Raw genomic sequence first — 21703 nt, forward strand, 5'->3', positions numbered from 1 at the left:
TACAGAGACGTATGCGTGCGATGGTTTCGAACCTGTGAACGTCGGCGTTAATAAACTATTGTCGGTTGGATCGGTACTATTCGTGCATGATCCGCTATTGTTTGGTTGCGGCGATCGCGCTGCTGTTCGCCGCCCAGCCTGCGTCGGCGGGGGGCCGTCGCGCAGGCGGCAAACTCCTGCTTACCAATGGTGTCACTTCCGTCGAGGGTGCCGCTGGCGGCGGGCTGGCGACTTGGGCGGTGGTCGCCGGAAACGAGACGCGCGACGGTATCGGTGGCAAGGCGAATGCGACGCTCGTTGCACTTCCGGACTTCGACCTCGAAAGTTATGGCGCGGCGATCGGGGTGAACGACCGCATCGAACTGTCCTATACCAAACAGAGTTTCGACACGCGAACCAAGGGCGCGGCGCTCGGCCTAGGTCGCGGCTTCACCTTTCGACAGAGCATCTATGGCGTAAAGATGCGTCTGATGGGCGATGCGGTGTGGGAACAGGATAGCTGGCTGCCGCAGATCGCGATCGGCGTGCAGCACAAGCGCGCGAACCATGGCGCGATCATCCGTGCGATCGGGGGCCGGCATGACAGCGGAACCGACTTCTATGTGGCGGCGACCAAGGTGGTGCTGTCACGCAGCCTGGTACTCAACGCCACGATGCGCGCGACCAAAGCGAACCAGTTCGGCTTGCTGGGGTTCGGCGGCGACCGCCAGAATCGCTACCGCCCGCAGTTCGAGGGTTCCGCTGGACTGATGATCTCGCCGCGTTTCGTAATTGGTGTAGAGGGCCGGACGAAACCGAACAATCTCGGTTTCGCGCGCGAGCAGAAGGCGGTGGACGCGTTCGCAATCTGGGCGCCTGCCCGCAAGCTATCGCTCACCGCCGCCTTTGTGGACCTTGGCGACATCGCTACCGTCCGCCGTCAGCGCGGTGCTTTTCTATCAGTACAAGGATCGTTCTGACATGCTGACCGTCGCCGTCATGCTGCTACACGTGGTCGCCGCTGTGCGGGCCGGCGAGGAGCCGGTCGCGCCTTATGTGCAATCCGACGCGAACGCAGGCGCGAAGCCGTTCCCGGACGACCGCCTGTGGCAGGCGTTCCACGGCAGTGCTGGTGTCTCGCGGATCGTCGACGACCTCGTCGCGCGCAGCGAAAAGGATGCACGGATCAGCGATATCTTCCGGAACCAAGATATGGTTCGTCTGCGCCGGACCTTGAAAGAGCAATTTTGCTTCGTTCTTGGCGGCGGATGTACCTATACCGGCCGCGAAATGAAGTCGGCGCATAAAGATATGGGTATCCAGCGCGCCGACATGGCCGCTCTGGTCGAGAATCTGCAGGCCGTCATGCGCGCCGAGCATGTGCCATTCGCCGCACAAAACCGTTTCTTGTCGAAGCTCGCCCCCATGCACCGCGACGTCGTGGAACGCTGATCTGCATCACCGCAGTTGAGCTGCGACAATGCCAGAGCCTTGCACCGGCTCTGTCAGACTAATGTGGCATGCCAGTGTGGCGTGGGTTACGGCGCGCCGATGAGCCGACGTTCGCGAGCCAAGCCGCCCAGCCCCTTCCGTCGGTTCAACTCGTCGCCGGAGGTAATCCGGCTGGTGGTGATGATGTACGTGCGGTTTCCGCTGTCGCTGCGCAACGTCGAGGACCTGCTGTTCGAGCGGGGTATCGACATCTGTCACGAGACGGTGCGGATGTGGTGGAACCGGTTCGGTCCCATGTTCGCCGGCGACATCCGCCGGCAGCGCGTTTCACGGATGCGCGGCTTCCGGCACTGGCGCTGGCATCTCGATGAAATGTACGTGAAACTGAACGGCGAGATGGTCTATCTGTGGCGCGCGGTCGATCACGAAGGCGAGATCCTCGAGAGTTATATCACGAGAACCCGCGACAAGGACGCTGCACTAACCTTCATGAAGAAGGCGCTCAGACGCCATGGCAAACCCGAAGCGATCACGACCGATGGCCTGCGCTCCTACCGCGCAGCGATGAAAGAGCTTGGCAACGCTGACAAACAGGAGGTCGGCCGCTGGGCGAACAACCGGGTCGAGAACAGTCATCTGCCGTTCCGACGAAGGGAGCGGGCAATGCTCAGATTCAGGCGGATGCATACCCTGCAGAAGTTCGCTTCGGTCCACGCCAACGTCCACAACCATTTCAGCCTCGAGCGTCATCTTACCGATCGTCAGACCTACCGTGAACGACGCTCCGCCGCGCTGGCGGAGTGGCAGGTCCTCGCGAGCTAGCTCCCTGCCCTCATAGACCGACCTGCATCGTGTAGAGAGCGGTTCGCGTTAGACTGACAGCACCCAAGGCGGAGCTTCCGGCGGTGTCATGGGGGCTGATCAAGGCCTGCGATGGCGAGTTCTGCGTGCCGGATAAGCCAACGCATGGCGTTCTGCCGTTGACACCCTCGCTGGCGCTGAGGGTCGGCTCACCATCAGGTCGGATCATGAGGGACGACCTCGCCGACCTGAACCGCAGCATGTTCGACTGCGCCAAGGAGTACGTATTCGCGCGTGATCTGGCGAAATGCCCCGGTATTCCAATCTCACACTTGGCTTAGATGAACGGGCGGCCGAAGCTGGTAAGCTGCATTGGCGGCGGGAACGACCGATTGTGGGTCACAGGTCCCCACCTAGGAAAGCCGGCTCAAGCAGAAACCTGTTTACTCCCCAAGGGCTGAGCGACAAAGTAGAGCCTCGGCTGCCGCGTCGGCGACGGCAAGCAGTCTTGGCTCGTCCCATCCCTCTCGCGCTGCAGCCGATAGGCCGAGCATTGTCGTAGCAACGTAATCTCCGACACGTCCGGAAGCTTCAATTCCCGCATTGTTGAGAAATTCTGTCACCCTGCTGCGGTTTTCTCCCGCAATTTGTTTGGCTGCGATGCCCCAATCCGTTGTGCCCGCTTTTGCGTGCTCAAGGATCAGGCAACCACGCCGCTGCGGACTAGTGGTATAAGCGTGCGCCGCAGCACGCAGCATGTTGCCAAGCGCCGCCATCGGCGCTGCACCCGGCATCAGGAAGTGGTCCAGCGGCACCACGGTGGCCGAGTAAAGCCTTAGGCTCTCTTTGAAGAATGCGGCCTTGCTGCCGAACGCTGCATAAAAGCTCGGCGGGGAAATCCCGATCGCCTCGGTCAGCGCGGCCACGCTGACGTTCTCATAGCCGTGCTCATGAAACAGATGCTGCCCGGCCTCGATCGCAGCCTCAAGCGCGAAACCACGGGGGCGCCCGCGTGATCGCTTATTTACGTTAACGTCCATTACACAAACCACTTGCCTCTGAGAGTCGTGTTTATATAGTGGGTATTAACGGAAATAGCGATGCCTCAGGATTGTCACGGTGCAGAGGCGGGCATCACATCGACGAACAAGGACACCCATGTCGCCCTCCTCCAACAAAATTGGCATTCAAGCGGGCTCAGCGGAACGCGCCGCACTCCCGATCGCGGCCCTTGCTGGCCTCGCCGCCAGTGGCTTCCTGTGCATCGTCACCGAGACGCTGCCCGCTGGCCTACTTCCGCAGATCGCATCCGGCCTGCGAATCTCCGAGGCGATCGCGGGACAACTCGTTGCCGTCTATGCGCTTGGGTCCTTGCTCGCAGCGATCCCGCTCACGAGCCTGACCCAAGGCCGTCGCAGACGACCGGTACTGCTTGTCACCATCATCTGCTTCGTTGTGGGCAACACGCTGACCGCTTTGGCCGGATCGATCACGGTCGTGCTGGTCGCGCGGTTCGTCGCCGGATGCGCGGCAGGTCTCGCCTGGGGTATCGTTGCGGGTTACGCGCGCAGCATCGTGCGTGCCGATCAGACCGGCCCGGCAATGGCCCTCGCCATGGTCGGCGTGCCGCTGGCGCTTTCACTCGGTGTTCCCATAGGCACCTTCCTAGGCGGTTTGGTTGGGTGGCGCGGATCGTTCCTAATCCTCTCGGCACTGAGTGTCGTGCTGATCGGCTGGATTATCGTCAAGGTGCCCGATGCCCCCGGGCGGAAGGGTGACGATCGTCCTTCTCTGCGCCGCGTCGTCGGGACACCGGGTATCATGCCGATCCTGCTCGTCATCCTTGCTTGGATGACGGGCCACAACATCCTCTACACCTACATCGCGCCGTTCGCGACCGCTGCGTCCGCGCGGGTCGATCTCGTCCTGCTGGCGTTCGGCATCAGTTCGCTCGTCGGCATCTGGATCATCGGGCAACTAATCGATCGGATGCTGCGCATGCTGGTATTGCTCGCGATCGGATCGTTTGCGGCCATTGCTTTTCTTCTGACGTTTGCCGGTGGCCAAGGCCTTGCCGTCTATGCAGCAGCCATCGTCTGGGGCCTTGGCTTCGGTGGTGCCGGGGCGATGATGCAGACGGCGTCGGCGGACGCAGCAGGGGACGGCGTAGATCTGGCGCAGGCGATGGTGACCACGGCCTGGAACCTGGCGATCGCGGTCGGCGGGGCGCTGGGCGGGGTGCTCCTCACGACGGGAGGGACTAAGCTGCTGCCGCCCGCTGTCGTCGCGCTGACCCTGATCGCCTTCCTCATCGCGCTGGCCGCGCGCCGTTCCGCCTTTCGTCCGGGTTACCGCTCAACGCCGGCCAGCTAACTCTAAAATACTCCCAGAATACCGTCCCCATTGAGAAAGCCGGCCGGACATCGAGTTGTCATTGGTTCAGCACTCCTCCGCTACCAACATGAATGGACGGCAGAAGTTGGGGGGCTTTAAAGGGGCCGCGAATGACCGGAATTGGGTCTTCACCACGGGCGGGAGGGCCCTACCTTACCCATCAACTGGACGATTTCAGGAGGTACCGCGCTGCCGACCTCCGCCTCTTGTTGACCCGCGCCCCGGTTCCAAACGCCTCAATGTCACGGACATGCGAAGGGTTTCACCGGTGCCGAACACGCTGCAGCTCGGCGACGAGGAACGCCACGGACCATCCTAGAAGCAGGACACCGTTGATGCCCTCGATCGCCCCCACGATCCGCCACGGCACCGCGAGCGGCGCATCGGAGAAGCCGATGGCGCCGAAGGTGATCGTAGAGAAGTACAGCGAGTCCTGAAGCGTGGCAGTCGCGCCGATCAGGAGATACACGAAGGCATAGAACCAGATTTCGAGACCGGACAGCGTCAATAAGCCGAGCACGACCGCGCTCGTGTAGGCAGCGCCGCGAAGCGAGAGCGGGTTCAATTCGAACTCGGTCGTGCCGCGGTCAAGCGCGCTCAGGGCACGCCCGATCACGAGCAGGCCGAAACCGTGGAAGAGCGCGGTCGCGAGAACAAGAATGGTCGCTAGCGCCAGTTCGACCCACAAAGACGGTGACACGAGCAGCCCGCTAGAACCGTCGTGCCTCGTGACCGATCGTGTCGCATGTCCCGCGGAAGCTGTAAGAAGCAGCGCCATCCACGGTGATCCGTCCGGTGCGGCGATCGATCACCAGCTTGGGCTTGTTCAGGCCGTTAAGGCGGTAGCTCGCACGAATGATGTCCGGTCCCTCCACGACATCGTAAAGGTCCCACCATCCGTTATTGCCGCGCGAGTTGATCGGCGGGATGAGGGACTTGGGCAGCCGAATGCGACCCCCGCCTTCCCATGTCTGAACCATAAGGGAGGCGTCGAATACCTCGGTGGTCGTCTCGTTGTAGCGGCCGTAGTCGTAGCGGTTCTTGTCGCGGTTCCACGTCCAGGTGGTGCCGCTGGCGATACCCGCCTTGCTCCCGTCGCCGAAGCAGACGAGGCCGAGCGCGACATTGCGGCCATCGACCACCGGTGCATCATTCCCGACGTAGCTCGGGGCCGCCTGCTGGCGTTCAGGAGGGCGCGAGTAGCCACGATCTGGCTCGTAGCCCGCAGGCGGCCGACTGGCGGGTTGCCCAGTGTAACTGGCGTTTGGACGAACCTTCGCGGACTTGCCGCAGTCGGGCGGCAACGTCGGTTGGATCGAGCTGTACCGCCCGTCCATGGTAGCGATGGTGACGCACTGTCGGCGCTCGGCGTTCCACCAGTTGGTATAGGCGCGATCATCGCCTTGCTCTGTGCGCACATCGACGTAACCGCGGCGCCGTACTTCTAACTCGCCTTGGCCCGCCCGAGTACCGACCATGTCTTCAAGTCCGGTCGTCTGCGCCGCGGAGGCGCTCGGCAGCGCGGGTAGCAGCAGTGCGGCGGCAAGAAGCGGTGAGACGTTGGTCATCGACATGGCATTTCCCCTGTTTGCCGGCCTGGTCTCGACCGGTTCATCGCACGTCACGGCTGCGGCACCACCGCGTCCATCACGGTCAGCGGCTCCCCGCCGCTCGAGCCTACCCGCGACTGAGTGATGAGGATCGTCGTGCCAGGCCGGAGCGCAGCGCGTACCTGCTCGTAGAAGGTGCGCGGCAAGCGCAGCCGGTTGATCACCCCCTCGTCGAGCGGGCGTCCTGCCTCTTCCTCGTGTCCGGGGAGACCGATGTACGCCCAGCGCGGCGTTCCATCGGGTGCGCTCGTCAGCGTTATGACGTGGCTGCCGGGATCGTCGTCGTTCACCGCCGCGACGCTGCGCCCGATCTCGACCCCACCACGCATCACGACCACCTGCCGGTCCGACTTGGAAACGATGATCGTCATCGGACCAGTCGTGGATCGTTCGGGTTGCCAGCTGAACTGCTGCTGGTCGAGCAGCGTGCGCTCTACCCGGCGGCCCTTCCCATCGACGGGAGCGAGCAGGCTAGTCTCGGTGCTGCGGATGTGGCTCGCGGCGTTGCCGTCGATCACCACGGTTGCGCCGAGTGAGGTGATGCCGAACAATTCGCGCGAGAAGCCGTACGGGAGGTGAACGCAGCCGTGGCTCTCCGGATAGCCGGGCAGCCCGCCAGCATGTAGCGCGACACCGTCCCAGGTGAGCCGCTGCTGGAACGGCATTGGCGCGTTGTTGTACTTGCTCGACCGGTGTCGCGCGTCTTTCTGGAGGATCGTGAAGACGCCGGTCGGTGTCTCGTGCCCCGGTTTTCCGGACGAGACCGAGCTTACTCCGATGCGGACGCCGTTGCGATAGACGGTCGCCAGTTGGTGTGAGAGGTCGACGTAGACGACGACCTGGCCGTCGGGCGCGACACCCGGCGCCCACACCCACTCGCCGGGCTTGAGCCGCTCGGCCATGTGCACGAACTCGGTTGGCGAACTCGCGCGGGCGCCTTGAGCGCACGCCGGGAGCGCGAACGCCAGAGCAGTGCCAGCTAGCATCGCCTTGCACACAGGGTGTGGCATCTCGCTATCCCCTTTAACGGCATCAGTCTGAGACGGTTTGACGTCGCCTTGCAAGCCGATATTGCGCCGTCCCGGACAGTCGCTCATGATGCGATATGGACTTTATGAAGTGGCTCAACTCGCTGGACGAGCTTCTCTACGAGGTCATGAGTTGGCTGCTGTTTTTTCCACTGACGTTGTGGCGCGCTGCCTTCCGTCCCGTCAGCACGATGAAGCAGATCCAGCGCGAGGCAGTTCTCCCGGACGATCAACGCTATGGTGCCGTGCTGAGCCCGCCGCTCTTCCTGTCCCTGGCATTGTTGCTCGGGCATGCCGTCGCCACGGCGCTGGGGCAGACTGACGAGATCATCGCGAGCCACCACGGGCTCGCGGACCTGATCAATGACAATGCCAGCGCGCTGGTGCTCCGCGTGATCGTCTTTGCGGCCTTCCCGCTTTTCCTCGCAGCGCGCCTCGTAAGGCGTAGAGGCGACAAGCTCGACCGCGTCTCGCTCCAGCAGCCTTTCTACGAGCAATGCTACCCCGCCGCCGTGTTCGCTCTCGGCATCAGCATCGGCACCAGTCTCGGCATCGACACACATCCAACCGCACGCCTGATAGGCCATTGGCTAGTCGCCATTGCTATAGTGAACTACTGGCTGGTGGGTGTCCGATGGTTCGCAAGCGCGCTCGATGTCGGCGTGCTGCGTGCCGCCGGAAACGTTCTTCTCGGCCTTGTTGAAGGCACAGTGTTCCTGATCGGCGTAGGCTTCCTGTTTACCCGGTAGCTGCTGCTGAAGCTAGACGCTTGAGCGTAATCAATGTTGATTGTTCGGTTACGACGAACAGCCTGGACGACGGCAGGCTAGAGTAAACGTCGGTGAAGCGGACCAACTTCCAACTACCGATTTTATGCAGGTCATCCACTTCCGGTGGGCCTGTGCCCGCATGCTGCTGATGTGATGAACGAGTGGCAGAAGTTCGGAAGCCGATACGGGGCTTTGAGTGGCCGCAACTGGGTCACGTATTCGTCGCGCTCGTAGTTCGCCTATCGTTCGGTGTTTCGACCTGCGTGTTTAGCGGCGTGAAACGCCTGATCCGCCCGGCTCGGCACCATTTCGGGCGTCTCGCCCGATACTAGCTCGGCGAAGCGCCGCTACCGGCGTTGCGGTCGCATGGAGATCATGTTCGGCAGCCTTAGGGTAAAGGACTGGCGCCGCGTCGCCACCCCCTACGACCGCTGCCCGACCGTTCCTTCTCTGCCGTCGCGCTCGCCGCAACCGTCAACTTCTGACTGTGATCAACGAGACCTGACCCTCGGCTCAGAATCGACTTGTCAAATTAGGGGCTTGTTCACGACCTTCGATCTCGCCGCCAGAATCGATACTTCAAATGAGGTATTATTGATTAAACGGGCGATAGATGGTTATACTTCAAACGTAGTATTACAAAATACTTGGAAAAAATGTTTACATCTCGATATTCACAAGGTAATATAGCGCTATATTGAAGTATATCACACAAAATAGGATCTTCGATGTATGCGCACGTTTTGTTGCGAGTATAATTCGTATTACGTGATTATCGCAAAATTTCGTGTCTTACAACAAACGTTTGCCCTGTAAAAACCCAAAGTGGTGACCCCACTAACGGGGCGAAGTTAGTTCGCAACTATATTGGGGGTGGTATGACTGTAACGTTGGATAAGCCGATCTCTTGGAAAGCCGCCAGCGGCGACGACGCGTCTATGCTCGACGCCCTCCAGCCGAATATCCTGAAGGCCCATGCGCGCAAAGCCTTCACGGCCTTATTTTTGAAACTGTCTAATCGAGAGCAAGCTCAAAGCTTGCTCGCTGAGCTCGCACGCGACGGCATCGTCGCCGCTTTGATGAAATCAGCCAAGGACCATCTTGCTGAAATAGCGTCGTTCAAGGCAGGGGGGCCCGGCGGCACACCGTACGTCGGGGTCGGCCTCAGCGCGGCAGGTTACGAGGCTTTGGGCATACCCAAGGCGTCGCAACCGGACGACGAAGCGTTTCAGCGCGGCATGACCAGCCATATAACTCAAGAGGAGCTTAAGGACGCGGACGTTGACGGGTGGGACGGGCACTTTCGCCAGATCGTCGATGCCGTAATCCTCGTAGGCGATGCCGATCAGAATGTGCACGACGTCACCGTGAGAAGGGTCAAGATGATGATCGCCGCACATCCGCTACTCGTGTTGCTTGGCGACCAGACGGGTAAGGAACAGCTTAACTTGGTGGGCGAGGGTATCGAGCATTTCGGCTACGTCGATGGGCGTAGTCAGCCACTGTTCTTTAAGGAGGATGTCCAGGCGGAGGAATCTATCGAGGTGTGGGATCCGGCTTTCGGACCCGGACGTGCGATCGTTCCAGACCCTGCGGCGCCTGATCCGTCGGTCCATTTCGGAAGCTATTTCGTATTCCGAAAGCTTGAACAGAACGTCAAACTCTTCAAGCAGCAAGAGAACGTTCTCGCAACCGCGCTCGGTCTGAAGCCGACGGCTCGCGCCTTGGCCGGAGCCATGATCGTAGGCCGCTTCGAAGACGGCAGGCCGGTCGCGCTGCCACCGTGCGGCAGCGATCCGGTACTTAACGACTTTGACTACGCTGCCGACCTGGACGGAGGTAAATGCCCGTTTTTTGGTCACATCCGGAAGATGAATCCGCGCGGCAGTGGCGGCTTCGAGACGCACGAGGACGAACGGCTTCACGTCATGGCACGGCGGGGTCAAACGTATGGCGAACGTTCCGACGACCTGAATGACGAGGATCCCGACAGGAAGCCGACTAGCGGCGTTGGTCTCCTATTCATGGCCTTCAATGCTAACCTTGTCGAGCAATTCGAGTTCGTGCAAAAAAACTGGGCCAACAATGCTGCTTTTCCCCTTCATATCGGATCTCACGCGCCCGGGCTCGACCTGGTCATCGGCCAAGGTAAGCGCCCGTCCATATCGTGTCCGACACTATGGGATGCGAAGCAGGGCATGTCGGAACACTTCAAGTCGGTAGATCCGATTGCGCAGGCAGTGACAATGAAGGGCGGCGAGTACTTTTTTATGCCATCCCTGCCATTTCTTCGGTCGCTTGGAGATTGACTAGCCAGAAAGGTGACTTAATTAAAACTTATGTTACCTGTAAAACACCGCAGGTTCCCCAAAAACTTTCGCTGTAAGGCAGGCTGTAATGCCGATGTTGTACCCGGTATACAAGTTGAACGTATAAGTTTTACGACTGTGATAGGACCGTGTAACATTTAGTAATAGCTGCTGCGAATTGGCGGAATCTAGCATGAAATCAAAAGGGTAGTGTTGCCGAATAACTGGCAGGAGGGGGTGAACATTGTGTTCGTCTTGGATGATCGGGAATCTGCCGGATTGCAGCTTCTTCGGGAAAGCGGGTGCCTGGCGGTCGAGGACGGTGGCGGGGCAGCATGCGTTGGGAGTAGCGCTCGTAGGTGTGATGCTCGCATCATGCGCAACCGCCGATCGCGCAGGGGCCGGGCGCCTGGCAGGAACCGGCGTCGCCGTCTCAACCGCCCTTGTCGAGGAGATAGACGACCGCCGCCGTCGCTTACTGGATGCTGCGGCAGACGACAGCTTTAACTACGCCTACACCGTCATGAGTAAATGCCGTGACGCTGCGGGGCGCCCTGCGGTCACGCGTGCAGGTGCAGTGTCTGGGGTGAACCCGGACTGCGATGTCCTTGCCACCGCCGAAGCTCGGCGGAACAGCGCGGTCATACGCCAGGCGGCGCGGCTCGACGGCGTGATGCGGTTGCGTGCCGAAGCAGCAATCGCGCTAAGCGTTGCCTACCGCGCCTTCGCGGCTGAGGCGGCATACGACGCTGAGGGGGACATGGAAGACGCCGTTATCCGCGCAGCGGCCAGCGTGAGCGCGTTCGGTCAGGCCGTAGGCGTCACGCCCTTGGCGCCCGTCGTGGGGAAGGCGGCGCAGCAGATTGGCGGCGCGCTGGCTGACAAAGCTCAACGACGCCGCCTCCTTGTCGCCAGCGATCGGCTCCGCATGATCAGCAACCAGTTGCGACGGTCATTGGAGCGTGAGCGCGATCTACATATCGCCTTAGACAAAATCACAGCCGACCTCGGCGCCGAGACAATACGCAATCTCGTACGCGCCGAGGCGCTCGATCCCGTGCCAGCGCTACGTGGTGTGGCGGAGCACGCGGGCGTAGCGGTGGGCGGTGAGGCAGGCGCCAAGGCTGCTTTGGCCCGTGATCCAGCATTAGAGGCGGCGGCCGTTGTGACGACACTAGTGCGGCGTCCAAGCCAACCGCCCGATGCGTTGGCAGCTGCCATCTCTGCCCTCGCCGCGCTGGACCTTCAGCATGCGGCCTATGCCGAGAAGAAACCTGTGTCAGCGGAAGACGCGGCCGCTGCGCTGGCACGGCTCGCCGCCGTCGCCCGGACGACCGGTTAGGAGAAGAGAAATGACGACGCTGGACGCTGTGCTCGACGTAGCGCGCCGCAACTTCGAGGAAGCGCATGCAAGCCTTGATGCGGACTTGGCGGTGGCCGGCACACCAGCTGAGGCTCGCCTCGTCCGTGAAAATCGGGACCGAGCGCTAGCGGCTTATACCGACCTGATCGGTCGAGAGATGGAGCGCTTTTCCGATGATTGGAACGCACTAGCCGGCCGGGCGGTCAACGCGGCAGCAGCACTGCGGGCGGCTACTGAGCGCGCCGCCGGGCATGCAGAGCGGCTGCGCCTCATGGCCGACGTGACCGCGTCGCTGGGCGATATTGTGAAAGGTTTCGGCTGAAGAGCTTGCGGGAATGTAGCCGAGGGGGATGGGAAGATGCCCAAGACGCTGGTGATCTGCTGCGACGGTACGTGGAACACGCCCGATCAGAAGGGAGCCCCGACTAACGTCACTAAGATGGTTCGGGCAGTGTTGACGCGATCTCGGAATGGGGATCCGCAGACGGTGTACTACGACAAGGGCGTGGGGACGGGGAACGGTCTGGACCGGTTCGTGGGCGGCACGATTGGGCTTGGTTTGGGGAGTAACGTGCAGGAAGCCTACAGCTTTCTGGCGGTCAACTACGAACCAGGCGACCGCATCGTGATGTTCGGCTTCTCGCGAGGCGCCTATACCGTGCGCAGCTTGGCAGGCATGGTGAACCTAGCGGGTGTGCTGCACAAAGGTGATCTCGACCGACTGGAGGATGTCTGGAACTACTACCGGACCAAGCCGGACGAGCGGCACCCGGATGCACTGAAAGATATCGTGCGGCTTGCGGATCGGCAGCCTGGTGTTGATCTGCTCGGAGTATGGGACACGGTAGGATCGCTAGGTATCCCAGGTAATCTGCTCGGCCGCGTCGGCCGCCGCCGATACGAATTCCACGACGTCACACTGGGTCGAAAGACTAGGCGCGCCTATCAAGCTCTTGCGATCGACGAGCGTCGGCGTAACTTCCTACCTGCAATATGGGACAGCAGCGAGATCGGGCCAGACCAGGACGTGGACCAAGTCTGGTTCGCTGGCGCTCATTCAAATATCGGCGGCGGCTATCCCGATCCTGTTCTATCCGACCAAGCCTTCCTGTGGATGGTGGATAAGGCCAAGCCGCTTCTCGACTTCGACGAGGACTATCTGGAACGGCGCGTACGCAAGCTGCGAGAGGAGAACGCAGAAGGGGCGCTCATTGATTCTATCAAGGGCGTCTGGAAGCTTCTCGGCAGGACGCTACGGCCGATCGGGCAGGACCGGACGGAAGGCGTGCATCCTAGCGCGCTGGTGCGTCTGAGGACCAGGGGGACGTATGCCAAGCACGAGCAGCCGTTCGAACCTTATCCATACAAACCAGCCAATCTGTTGGCATACCTCAAGTTGCGGGGGATAGGATTATGAGGTCCCGTCCGCGCTTGGCAATGCCCGGTGACACATCCGCCGTAAATAGAAGGCCGTATTGTGGCGAATGACGATGAGCGCGTCGGTGATGATCTCCGCTTTTGGGAATACATGGCGTTCATCGCCTACCTTATCGGTCTCATCGCGATTGGGATATTCGCTTGGGGGAACGATAGCGAGAATAGCTTGCGCATCTTCGGTGTCCTCTGGCTAGTGGGCACGGCGGCTTGGCTGGCCGGCACCGTGCTGGGGTTCCTGTTCGGCGTCCCGAGGGTTCGTGCGGGCGAAACCACCACCGACGTTGCAGCCAGCACCTCCGTTGTACCCAATACCAACCTGGAACAGATATCGGACTGGCTGACAAAGATCATTGTTGGCGCCACGCTGGTCCAGCTTGGACCGTTGGCCGATGCTGCGGCGCGCTTGGCTGTGGGCATCGGCAACACATTGGAACCAGCTGGGAAGTTGCCCGATGGACCCGCGGCCGCCGGCGCTGTGCTAGTCCTCTATTTCGCGGCCGGGTTCGTTTGGGGATATCTGTGGTGCAGCCTTCGCGTGTTCCGCGAGATGCAGGCGCTGGTGCAGCGCGAGCGCGGGGTACGTAATATCGAGGCGTCCGCAGTTGATGCCCAAGACCAAGCATAAGGAAAGATCACGAGCCTCTGCTGAAAGTCCGTTTGACAATGCTCAGGGATGGACGATCCGGCGGAGCATGAGGCTGCCGAGACCCACCTGGATCACGGTCTCGGAGACTTCGAGGCGCTGATCGTAATCATGAACAAGGCGTCTATCTGGTTATTCATCCTAAGGTGCGCTCGACGACCCAGCGCCGAGGCAGGACCTTGGAGCGGGGATCCTTGTCGGTGCGGCGGATGATTTCCGGCGCGAAGTCGCGATACGCAGCGGCGTCTATGAGACGGGAGAGGTCATAGGCACTGGCGGCGAACAGATGCTTGAGCCAAGTCCATCGCCTCCGAATGGTCGCTAAGATCGCTTGAGCGCCGAAACGCCTTGTAGTCTGCGAGCGTATCAGGCCCATGAACAAGCGTCCGCTTTTGGTCACCGCTAATGGCGACCTGAGCGACCGCATTTGGGTCAGCGCTGACCTAGGCGCCGACCTGCTTTGCAGGCCTCAATGCGGGAGAGCCAAATTGTGGCTCTCCCGATACCGGATCAAACAGTCACGACAATCTTGCCGATCTGCTCGTTGGACTCTAGGAAGCGGGTCGCTTCCTGAATTTGATCGAATTGGAAGGTCCGCGACACCAGCGGGTCGAGCTTGCCGCTTTCCAGACCGTCGGTGATGAACGCCTTGGCACGGGCAAGCGCGTCATCATCGTTGACGATCTCCGTGTAGAGATAGCCCTTGATCGTCAGGCTCTTGCCCAGCACCGCGAACTGCGGGAACGGCCCCTCGTCTGGGCTGAGCGCGCCATATTCCAGTAGTATGCCGCCGACGGCCATGACTTCGGCAAACTGGGCGATGGCGGGACCGCCGATTGGATCGAACACCACGCGAGCACCCTTGCCGCCGGTTATCTCCTTCACGCGCGCGGTCAGGTCGCCATCGGCGGTGGCGATCACATGATGCGCACCGGCATCGGTCAGCGCTTGCGCTTTGGCACTCGTCCGGGTCGTCGCGATCACAGTCGCTCCGACGCTGCGAGCTACCTGGATCGCCGCGATGCCGACGCTGCTCGATGCGGCTGACACGATGACGAAGTCATCCGCGGTAACCTTCGCCTGATCGATGAGGGCGCCCCAAGCGGTGACATACTGCATCCACGAGGCGGCGGCCTTCTCGAACGTTAGGGCGGCGGGATGCTTCACGGCGTAGCGCGCCGGAATGTTGATGACCTCGCCATAGGTGGACCAACGCGACATATCGAGCGTCGGGATGACGCTGACAGCATCCCCTTCGGCGAACCCGGATACGTCGCTGCCGGTCGTCTTGACCGTGCCTGCGGCCTCGTAGCCGAGCCGCGAGGGGAACTCCGCTTCTTGCAGGTAAGCACCGTTGCGGAACATCACCTCTGCGCGGTTAAGGCCGATCGCTCGCACCGCGATCTGCACCTCGTCGGCGGCAGGCGCAGGGACCTCGATGTCATCGATGCGCAGCACGTTTGCGGAGCCGTATTCGTGAAAGCGTACAACACGGGTCATGATCTGATCCTCTGGTAGATAGATGGGTATGGCTTGGGAGCTGGTTCGCGCTGACGGTCACATGTTGATCGCGCGCACAAGGCGGACGCCCCAGTCCTCGTCAGGGTTCGTAGTGCCATCACCAAGGCGCTCCTGCATTACAGCGACCGCCAGATCCCGGCGCTTGGGAAGCCTGTCCTTCTCCGCAGCGCCGATGGCTGCAGGGATATCGGCGAGCGTCAGGTCAGTGCAATAGACCGGTGCACCGGCTTGCTGACGCCAAGAGTCAGCCAACGACCCGGCATCAAATGCATCCAGACCGGTATCGTCAACCAGCTTTAGCGTGATCTGACGATCCCGCTCACGATCGGCCGCGATGGGAATGGCGATCCGGTCGGGTGTACCTGTGGGCTTGCCCTTCTTTGCGAGCGATGCGGAGCCGATCGCATTCCATGCCTTCGCGATCGGACGCCCAAGTTGCTCAGCCACCCACAGGCTTTCGACCTGTCCGTCTTCGATTACCTGGATCTTGGAGTCTCGAAACGGGTAATAGTTGGAGGTGTCGATCACGACCGTCTCGTCAGGCAAGCGAGCCACCAGCGGCGCAATATCAGCGATCCGGTTGAGCGGTATTGAGAGGATGACCACCTCCACGTCGGTCAGCGCGTCTTCGGTCGTCACAGCGCGAGCGCCGGCCGACAGAAGCTCGGGATCGATCGTCTCCGGCCCGCGCGAGTTGGCCACCTTCACGTCATGGCCCGCCTCGCTCAACCTGGTGACGAGTGTCTTGCCGATGTGACCCGTTCCAAGAATGCCGATCTTCATGCGTCGTTCCTCTTCGATCATTGCTTCGCACCGGGAACTATGGTCAGGTACTATAATCGACAAGAACCTACCGATAGGTGGGTAACCCACCAAAAGGTAAGTGTCTGATGACGCGTGACTGGCAATGCGAGGACTCACAGCAGCAGCTGGTCTGGGCTGCCGCGACCAGCGAGGCCCTCCGAGTGCTTGAAGGAAAGTGGAAGATGGTGATCATCTTCCAGCTTTTCGCCGCAAGGGCACCTCTGCGGTTTTCGGAACTGGAACGACGTGTTGATGGCGTGAATCAGAAGATGCTGATCCAGCAGCTGAAAGAACTGGAAAAGGACGGGATCGTTACCCGGACGATCTATCCGCAGGTTCCGCCCCGTGTCGAATACGCGCTGAGTGAGATTGGCTTGGCGCTCGGCCCATCGATTGAAGCCCTTATCGACTGGACGTTCATGCGGCGTGAAGCCGAGACGCTGGCTAGATCGGGAGAGCAAGGGTAACTGCCAGTTAGACGTCGGCAGGTTTGAGCGAAGCGCGAAAATCAGAATTGCCGCTTTCCGTCTCGGTTGAGATATTCGCGAGCGGAGAGTCGAGCCGCAGAATCAGTCATTCGCAAAGATGAACCAGCGTCCGAAGTTGGGGAGCAGGTGAGAGGGCCTGAATGACCGAGAATGGGTCTTCTCAATGAAAGCGCTCTCCTCGACTGAGCTGCTCAAGGATTTTTTGCATTCTGCGCGCTCGCGTCTCCAGGTGTTTGGCCGTTTGGAGGCGGTGGTAGATCGGGTACAGGTTCTTGCGGTCAAGCGTTCGGAAGAACGCTTCGGCCTCAGGTAGGGTCGCTAGCGCGTCCAGAAAGTCCTGGGGTATGACCATGGTGGCCGAGCCTTCATATGCGGCATCCCACCGTCCATCGGTGCGCGCGGCCTCGACATGGGCGAGCCCGGCCGGGGTCATGAGCCCTTCAGCGATCAGGCGATCGGCGTGCTCCCGGTTCTTGGTTGACCAGCTCGATCCCGCCCGGCGCGGCGTCAGGCGCTGGAGGTATGAGCGCTCGTCGCCTGGACGCTTCAGGCCATCGATCCAGCCGAAGCGGATCGCTTCTATGACGCAGTCGTTCCACGTAACCGAGCGCTGTTGCGAACCCGCCTTGTAGATGCGCACCCAGAGTTCGCCACGGTCCGCGTGGTACTCGGCGAGCCAGTCAGCAAGATCGTTGGAGCTCTCGAACACGAGGGCATCGGCTTCAGGAACGTTCATCACCTGAAGGTAACCAAAGCCAATCCCGCTGAGAAGCGGCATGGCACCTCTCTCCTCATGTTGCAGTCAGATGACTGAATCAGGCGAGGGTCACATGAACAAGCGGCGGCTTTGGGGGAGTGGCCAGCTGGTGCCAAGTATTCAGAGATGGGTCGAACGCGATTCGATCACAGGCGGTATTGTAATTATTATTAATCTATTACGCACTATATGGACAGCAGGTTCGTCATTGCTGACGTCCAAACGCTGCGCCGTCGATCGGTCGGTTCTAACCACAGCGTGTCGACAGTACAGTGCCGTTTTGATCGATGATAATGGTCAGGCGGTTTGGCTGAAACTCCATCGTCACGCGGTCCGTAGACAGCAAGATGCGGACGAGATGTGGCGTATTCCGAGCTGCCAGTAACAATTTTTCTGGTACCGGCTTACCGGATTCGATCGAAGCCACTCCGCAATTGTCGGCGTGGCTCGTCGCATCATAGCCGAAAGGCCGCGCCGCAGGGCGCTGGTTTCCAGGGGGCGGGTCACCCATGGCAAGGCCTGCGCTCAGCAATCCAACCCAGAAAGGAAGCATTGTCATATTGTCCCATGTCAGCCAACCTTGTCACCGGTTGGCCGCGCCGGAAGGACCGGCGCGGCCAGTTCATTCATCCGTGCAGCGCCGCAATCGGATCGTTCAGAACATAGACGTAATAGCCGTTTTCCATGCCAGCGAACTTCAGGCCGTTTGCCGGATCGACGCCGTCAAGCTGCACCCGGTCACCGCGACTGGATCCGTCGAGGTTAAGCACACTGTCCGCACCGAAGGTGATGATGCCGTCACCATTCCCGTCGCGAAGCGCCCGGTTGACCAACAGTCGATCGCCCTTCCCAAAATCAGTGATGCGGTCGAACCCCGATGTCGCCTTGTTATCGAAGAAGAAGTCGTCATTGCCGACACCGCCGGTCAGCAGGTCGTTGCCCTTGCCGCCGTCCAGCCAGTCGTCGCCGGTGCCGCCGTCGAGCGTGTCGTTGCCGGCCAGACCGAACAGCTTGTCGTCGCCGCGCATGCCGTACAGCTTGTTGGCGATGCTGTTGCCGGTCAGCATGTCGTCACCGTCACCCGTAACGGCATTTTCGATAACCGTGCCGCGACCGATTGCGAACGCCTTCTGATTGCCGAAGCTCGCGCCGCCGCCATTGCCCGCCAGGTTCAGCGTCACGTCGCTTGATACAGCTGCGGCGTTGATCCAGTCGATGCCACCGTCACGGTCGAGCAGGGTGGTTCGGCCGCTCTCGCCCGCGACCGCCGCCATCGTGAAGAACTCGTTGGTGTAGCTGTAGACATCGTCGTTAGTCGGCTTCGAACCATACAGGTCCAGCTTTACGTCATTGATGGTGACGACACCGCTCAGGTTCGCCTCCAGTTCGACCTTCCAAGTGCCGGTCGCATCCGCACCACGGAAGTTGGCGAAGCCGAACGTGTAACTTTGCTGATCCGCTGAGCGCGGGCCGGTGCTCTGCAGTGTATCGACGAACGCCGAACTGCCGTCCGGAGCAGTCAGTTTGATGCGGTTGGCGCTGAAGTCGTTCTCGGTAAGGCCGGGTATGCCAAAGTCCGAAAAGTCGACGAGTGCAGTATAAGTGATCGTCATATCGACGTGCTCGAGATCGATATCTGCGTCGGTGATCGTGAACTCGAACGCCTGCGGCGTCCCGGCAAACTTGTTGAACGAGGTAGTGAAATCGAGCGTGCCGTCGCCAACGGCGGTGATGTCCGCATCGAACACCTTCGATGCGTAATGGACTTCGTTCGCCGAGGTCTCGGCAGCACCGAACAGTGACCAGACTTCGGCCATGCGCACCGCTGCATAGGCGTCGACTGCACCATAGCCGTAGTCGGTGCTGTAATGAAGGCCGCCGCCGTTCGACTGGTTGTTGCCGGGACCCGTGATGACGAAACTGCTTTCGTTCATTCGTGCCCGTCCAGTGCCGAACTGGTCCGTGTATTCAAGCGTGCGGGTGGCGTCGTCGAACGCGACCGGCAGTTTTGCTGAATAGGCAAGGATGTTCGACACATCACGCCAGCCCAGCGCGTCATTGGCGTCGAGCATCAGGGTCACGACGCCGGCAGCGATCGGCGAGGCGGCGGAGGTGCCACCGAACTGGTCGGTATAATCGATCTTGCCGCCTGGATCGTCTGTCAGGTTATACCCATCGCGACCCAGCAGGTCGGTGGCGACGATGCCGGTTCCACCAATAATCGCGAGGTCATTCGATGGAGCCGATACCAGTAGCGAAGCCCCGCGCGTGCTGTAGTTGGAAGCCAAGCCATCGACCTCGCGATAGGCGCCGACTGAAATCCAGTGACGGTCGGTATGGCTGCTGTCGCCTTGTCCGTCGATCGAGTTGTTGCCAGCGGCGTTGACCTGGACCGTACCGAGCCCACCGCGCCCCGTATCGGCAGCGAAGGTGATGGCGGCGACCAGGCGTGCCGCATCGGTCCCCTCGACACCACGCGAGAATTGCGAACCATACAGGCTGGCGGTGCTGCCCCAGCTATGGTTGACGACGTCGAACTTCGCGGTCTGGCGCATCGCTTCGAGGAATTTGGTCTGGTCGGAGGCGTTGATGAAGATGCCGGGATCGAGCTTGCCGCCCGAATAAGGGTCAAAGATGTTCACGCCGGTAATGCCGGCGTCATAGGCAACGCCGACGGTTCCCTTGCCATCACGGGCGGCAGCAATCAGTCCGGCGACCGACGTGCCATGTGGTCCCGAAAAGGGTACGTAATCGCCGTCAAACCGTTTGCCGTCGATAACTACCTCAAGGCTGGCATCGTAGTTCGGGGCGAGATCGGGATGATCGTACTGAACACCAGAATCATAGACGCCAACCTTGACGCCTTTTCCCGTAAAATCTTGCCAAATGGTGGCGATATCGCCCAGCTTGCCCAAGTGCCATTGCCTGGCAGCTTCCGGATCCGTCAGTCCTGGCGCGACGAATGCGGACGTTGCGGATGCGCCTGAAGAGGTCGCCATTGTCGCATAAACTGGATTCCCGGACGGGCTTGTATCCGTGACAGGGTCGAAGCTCCAGGTTGCGACTTTGGGCAAAGCGGTGCCGTCAGCGGGTTTCGTTTCGATCATCTTGCGCACTCCCATTCAATTACCGGGTCGTTCGAAAGGCTGGCCATTCGACCATTGCAGGAAGACAAGGAGAGACGTCCCGGCAATCGGATGATTGCCGGCTGAGACTGTGTCCCGCCGTCGAGCTTCTTGGTTAACGATCCCTATTAGTGACTGCTAGTTACACGCTGTCAAGCATTTTATACGGTCTTGTTTGGCATGGTTTGTACCCAATGGGCACTGGAACGATTGCCGGTCACCGGCACTCCGTCCCCTCTTGACCCAATCTGCTCTGCCCGGAATAGTCGGCGGCGTAACGGTAACGGATGGGCATTCTGCAGACGATGAATAAGGAAAGTTCGGTCGATCTTGCCCTCACATCGTTCGGCTTCACCGAACTGGAATCACGGCTTTACTGCGAATTGCTGCGCACAGGCTCGGCATCGGGATATCGGCTTGCCCAACGCGTTGGGAAGGCGGCGGCGAATGTGTATCAGTCGCTCAACAGTCTGACCCAGAAGGGCGCGGTCCTCGTCAGCGACGATCTTGAAGACACGCGCACCTACAGTCCGGTCTCACCGCAGCAGTTGATGAAGACGCTAAAGGATTCGTTCGAGGAACGCCACACCGATGCGTTGGCAAAGCTTAAAGCGGTATATACACCGCAAAACGACGAACGCGTCTATTCGGTGCAGGGCGTGCAACAGATATTCGAACGTGCCCGCACGATGCTGGCGTCGGCCAAGGAAATTGTGCTGATCGATTTCTTCCCCGAAATCTATGACCTGCTGCGCGAAGATGTTGAAGCGGTTCGCTCGCGGGGAGTAACCGTTGCCGGGATCGCGTATCGTCCTGGCGATGCCGGAGCCGATATGCCGCTCAACAAGGATGCTGCCGAACTTGTATCGTCTCGCTGGCCAGGACTAGGCCTGATCATCATCGCCGACGGCCGTCAGTATTTGGTCGCACAGTTGTCACGTGATATGACCAAGGTATTGAATGGTGTTTGGACCGACAGCGTATTTCTCAGTTGTGTATTCCATAGCGCCGTCGCCGCGGACATCCGACTGGTTGCTTTGCGTGCTGATGCATCCGACCCATTGCGGCATTTGTCATTGCAGGGTTCGACGCCACCCGGACTTAAATCGCTGCTTAACGAACAAGATCACTGACAGGCGCGTCGTCGCGGCTGATGCTATCCCCAACAGGGCCAGGCGGGTGCCCCAAAGTCAGTATCCCGGAGTAGCTGTTCCGAAATCGC

The 21703-nt window shown here is 60.5% G+C and carries 21 protein-coding genes and 1 pseudogene; 13 read left to right on the forward strand and 9 right to left on the reverse strand.

Going from position 1 to position 21703, the window contains the following annotated elements:
* Positions 1 to 86: 86 nt before the first annotated feature.
* The 3 genes from ASE90_RS13440 (at position 87) to ASE90_RS13450 (ending at position 2253) form a co-directional block, all read left to right on the forward strand.
* Entirely contained in the window at positions 87 to 959 is an 873-nt protein-coding gene (locus ASE90_RS13440; RefSeq protein ID WP_056001562.1) for a DUF3034 family protein, read from the forward strand.
* Between the two features lies 1 nt (position 960).
* Positions 961 to 1431, forward strand: coding sequence for a group I truncated hemoglobin (locus tag ASE90_RS13445; RefSeq protein ID WP_056001565.1), 471 nt, complete (start codon positions 961 to 963; stop codon positions 1429 to 1431).
* A gap of 99 nt (positions 1432 to 1530) precedes the next feature.
* On the forward strand, positions 1531 to 2253 hold the full coding sequence (locus tag ASE90_RS13450) for an IS6 family transposase (protein ID WP_056001568.1): 723 nt from the start codon (positions 1531 to 1533) through the stop codon (positions 2251 to 2253).
* Between the two features lie 422 nt (positions 2254 to 2675).
* Here ASE90_RS13450 and ASE90_RS13455 read toward each other — a convergent pair whose 3' ends face one another.
* Positions 2676 to 3272, reverse strand: coding sequence for a TetR/AcrR family transcriptional regulator (locus ASE90_RS13455; RefSeq protein ID WP_056001571.1), 597 nt, complete (start codon positions 3270 to 3272; stop codon positions 2676 to 2678).
* 118 nt (positions 3273 to 3390) lie between these two features.
* Here ASE90_RS13455 and ASE90_RS13460 point away from each other — a divergent pair, with 118 nt between their 5' ends.
* The gene (locus ASE90_RS13460) at positions 3391 to 4605 is read left to right on the forward strand and encodes an MFS transporter (protein WP_056001575.1); all 1215 of its coding nucleotides are present in this window, start codon (positions 3391 to 3393) and stop codon (positions 4603 to 4605) included.
* A gap of 283 nt (positions 4606 to 4888) precedes the next feature.
* Here ASE90_RS13460 and ASE90_RS13465 read toward each other — a convergent pair whose 3' ends face one another.
* The 3 genes from ASE90_RS13465 to ASE90_RS13475 are packed head-to-tail and all read right to left on the reverse strand — an operon-like array spanning position 4889 to position 7246.
* Positions 4889 to 5404, reverse strand: a complete 516-nt coding sequence (locus ASE90_RS13465; RefSeq protein WP_235531818.1) for an ion channel — start codon at positions 5402 to 5404, stop codon at positions 4889 to 4891.
* Positions 5337 to 6200, reverse strand: a complete 864-nt coding sequence (locus ASE90_RS13470) for a hypothetical protein (protein WP_056001581.1) — start codon at positions 6198 to 6200, stop codon at positions 5337 to 5339. Before ASE90_RS13470 ends, ASE90_RS13465 begins: the two co-directional genes overlap by 68 nt.
* Before the next feature lie 47 nt (positions 6201 to 6247).
* Positions 6248 to 7246 (reverse strand): L,D-transpeptidase family protein, encoded by a 999-nt coding sequence (locus tag ASE90_RS13475; protein WP_056001584.1) that lies wholly within the window; start codon positions 7244 to 7246, stop codon positions 6248 to 6250.
* 104 nt (positions 7247 to 7350) lie between these two features.
* On the opposite strand from ASE90_RS13475, the gene ASE90_RS13480 reads away from it, so the two are divergent.
* The 7 genes and pseudogenes from ASE90_RS13480 (at position 7351) to ASE90_RS13505 (ending at position 13768) form a co-directional block, all read left to right on the forward strand.
* Entirely contained in the window at positions 7351 to 8013 is a 663-nt protein-coding gene (locus ASE90_RS13480; RefSeq protein ID WP_162235098.1) for a hypothetical protein, read from the forward strand.
* A gap of 360 nt (positions 8014 to 8373) precedes the next feature.
* Positions 8374 to 8519: pseudogene (locus tag ASE90_RS19310) on the forward strand (IS5/IS1182 family transposase); the annotation flags it as partial.
* A gap of 393 nt (positions 8520 to 8912) precedes the next feature.
* Positions 8913 to 10343 carry a Dyp-type peroxidase gene (locus ASE90_RS13485; RefSeq protein WP_056001589.1) on the forward strand — a complete coding sequence of 477 codons (1431 nt, stop codon included), beginning with the start codon at positions 8913 to 8915 and terminating at the stop codon, positions 10341 to 10343.
* Positions 10344 to 10602: 259 nt separating this feature from the next.
* Positions 10603 to 11685: a hypothetical protein gene (locus tag ASE90_RS13490; RefSeq protein ID WP_056001592.1), complete on the forward strand. Its 1083-nt coding sequence runs from the start codon at positions 10603 to 10605 to the stop codon at positions 11683 to 11685.
* Between the two features lie 10 nt (positions 11686 to 11695).
* Positions 11696 to 12028, forward strand: coding sequence for a hypothetical protein (locus ASE90_RS13495; protein WP_056001595.1), 333 nt, complete (start codon positions 11696 to 11698; stop codon positions 12026 to 12028).
* 36 nt (positions 12029 to 12064) lie between these two features.
* The gene (locus ASE90_RS13500) at positions 12065 to 13123 is read left to right on the forward strand and encodes a DUF2235 domain-containing protein (protein ID WP_056001598.1); all 1059 of its coding nucleotides are present in this window, start codon (positions 12065 to 12067) and stop codon (positions 13121 to 13123) included.
* 60 nt (positions 13124 to 13183) lie between these two features.
* Positions 13184 to 13768: a hypothetical protein gene (locus ASE90_RS13505; protein WP_056001602.1), complete on the forward strand. Its 585-nt coding sequence runs from the start codon at positions 13184 to 13186 to the stop codon at positions 13766 to 13768.
* A gap of 528 nt (positions 13769 to 14296) precedes the next feature.
* On the opposite strand, the gene ASE90_RS13515 is transcribed toward ASE90_RS13505, so the two are convergent.
* The gene (locus ASE90_RS13515; RefSeq protein WP_056001608.1) at positions 14297 to 15286 is read right to left on the reverse strand and encodes a zinc-dependent alcohol dehydrogenase family protein; all 990 of its coding nucleotides are present in this window, start codon (positions 15284 to 15286) and stop codon (positions 14297 to 14299) included.
* A gap of 57 nt (positions 15287 to 15343) precedes the next feature.
* Complete coding sequence (locus ASE90_RS13520) at positions 15344 to 16111, reverse strand: NADPH-dependent F420 reductase (RefSeq protein ID WP_082449804.1); 768 nt, start codon at positions 16109 to 16111, stop codon at positions 15344 to 15346.
* Between the two features lie 86 nt (positions 16112 to 16197).
* Here ASE90_RS13520 and ASE90_RS13525 point away from each other — a divergent pair, with 86 nt between their 5' ends.
* A complete protein-coding gene (locus tag ASE90_RS13525; protein WP_056001611.1) occupies positions 16198 to 16578 on the forward strand; it encodes a winged helix-turn-helix transcriptional regulator in 381 nt (126 codons plus the stop codon).
* A gap of 181 nt (positions 16579 to 16759) precedes the next feature.
* Here the strand turns inward: ASE90_RS13525 and ASE90_RS20705 are convergent, their stop codons facing one another.
* The 3 genes from ASE90_RS20705 to ASE90_RS13535 form a co-directional block, all read right to left on the reverse strand.
* On the reverse strand, positions 16760 to 17377 hold the full coding sequence (locus tag ASE90_RS20705; protein ID WP_235519880.1) for a YdeI/OmpD-associated family protein: 618 nt from the start codon (positions 17375 to 17377) through the stop codon (positions 16760 to 16762).
* Positions 17378 to 17603: 226 nt separating this feature from the next.
* Positions 17604 to 17915, reverse strand: coding sequence for an I78 family peptidase inhibitor (locus ASE90_RS19315; protein WP_082449805.1), 312 nt, complete (start codon positions 17913 to 17915; stop codon positions 17604 to 17606).
* A 67-nt stretch (positions 17916 to 17982) separates the two neighbouring features.
* Positions 17983 to 20463: a S8 family serine peptidase gene (locus ASE90_RS13535; protein WP_162235099.1), complete on the reverse strand. Its 2481-nt coding sequence runs from the start codon at positions 20461 to 20463 to the stop codon at positions 17983 to 17985.
* Between the two features lie 305 nt (positions 20464 to 20768).
* Between ASE90_RS13535 and ASE90_RS13540 the strand changes: the two genes are divergently transcribed.
* Positions 20769 to 21614 carry a TrmB family transcriptional regulator gene (locus ASE90_RS13540; protein WP_056001616.1) on the forward strand — a complete coding sequence of 282 codons (846 nt, stop codon included), beginning with the start codon at positions 20769 to 20771 and terminating at the stop codon, positions 21612 to 21614.
* Positions 21615 to 21703: the final 89 nt, after the last annotated feature.

This window comes from Sphingomonas sp. Leaf67 (assembly GCF_001421965.1).
Lineage (GTDB): Bacteria > Pseudomonadota > Alphaproteobacteria > Sphingomonadales > Sphingomonadaceae > Sphingomonas.

Coding starts and splice junctions, on each gene's coding strand:
- ASE90_RS13485 (WP_056001589.1), top strand. CDS start 8,913: ATGACTGTAACGTTGGATAAGCCGATCTCTTGGAAAGCCGCCAGCGGC.
- ASE90_RS13520 (WP_082449804.1), bottom strand. CDS start 16,111: ATGATCGAAGAGGAACGACGCATGAAGATCGGCATTCTTGGAACGGGT.
- ASE90_RS13515 (WP_056001608.1), bottom strand. CDS start 15,286: ATGACCCGTGTTGTACGCTTTCACGAATACGGCTCCGCAAACGTGCTG.
- ASE90_RS13465 (WP_235531818.1), bottom strand. CDS start 5,404: ATGGCGCTGCTTCTTACAGCTTCCGCGGGACATGCGACACGATCGGTC.
- ASE90_RS13495 (WP_056001595.1), top strand. CDS start 11,696: ATGACGACGCTGGACGCTGTGCTCGACGTAGCGCGCCGCAACTTCGAG.
- ASE90_RS13540 (WP_056001616.1), top strand. CDS start 20,769: ATGGGCATTCTGCAGACGATGAATAAGGAAAGTTCGGTCGATCTTGCC.
- ASE90_RS19315 (WP_082449805.1), bottom strand. CDS start 17,915: ATGACAATGCTTCCTTTCTGGGTTGGATTGCTGAGCGCAGGCCTTGCC.
- ASE90_RS13450 (WP_056001568.1), top strand. CDS start 1,531: ATGAGCCGACGTTCGCGAGCCAAGCCGCCCAGCCCCTTCCGTCGGTTC.
- ASE90_RS13500 (WP_056001598.1), top strand. CDS start 12,065: ATGCCCAAGACGCTGGTGATCTGCTGCGACGGTACGTGGAACACGCCC.
- ASE90_RS13470 (WP_056001581.1), bottom strand. CDS start 6,200: ATGTCGATGACCAACGTCTCACCGCTTCTTGCCGCCGCACTGCTGCTA.
- ASE90_RS13480 (WP_162235098.1), top strand. CDS start 7,351: ATGAAGTGGCTCAACTCGCTGGACGAGCTTCTCTACGAGGTCATGAGT.
- ASE90_RS13445 (WP_056001565.1), top strand. CDS start 961: ATGCTGACCGTCGCCGTCATGCTGCTACACGTGGTCGCCGCTGTGCGG.
- ASE90_RS13460 (WP_056001575.1), top strand. CDS start 3,391: ATGTCGCCCTCCTCCAACAAAATTGGCATTCAAGCGGGCTCAGCGGAA.
- ASE90_RS13525 (WP_056001611.1), top strand. CDS start 16,198: ATGACGCGTGACTGGCAATGCGAGGACTCACAGCAGCAGCTGGTCTGG.
- ASE90_RS13440 (WP_056001562.1), top strand. CDS start 87: ATGATCCGCTATTGTTTGGTTGCGGCGATCGCGCTGCTGTTCGCCGCC.
- ASE90_RS20705 (WP_235519880.1), bottom strand. CDS start 17,377: ATGCCGCTTCTCAGCGGGATTGGCTTTGGTTACCTTCAGGTGATGAAC.
- ASE90_RS13535 (WP_162235099.1), bottom strand. CDS start 20,463: ATGATCGAAACGAAACCCGCTGACGGCACCGCTTTGCCCAAAGTCGCA.
- ASE90_RS13455 (WP_056001571.1), bottom strand. CDS start 3,272: ATGGACGTTAACGTAAATAAGCGATCACGCGGGCGCCCCCGTGGTTTC.
- ASE90_RS13490 (WP_056001592.1), top strand. CDS start 10,603: ATGATCGGGAATCTGCCGGATTGCAGCTTCTTCGGGAAAGCGGGTGCC.
- ASE90_RS13475 (WP_056001584.1), bottom strand. CDS start 7,246: ATGCCACACCCTGTGTGCAAGGCGATGCTAGCTGGCACTGCTCTGGCG.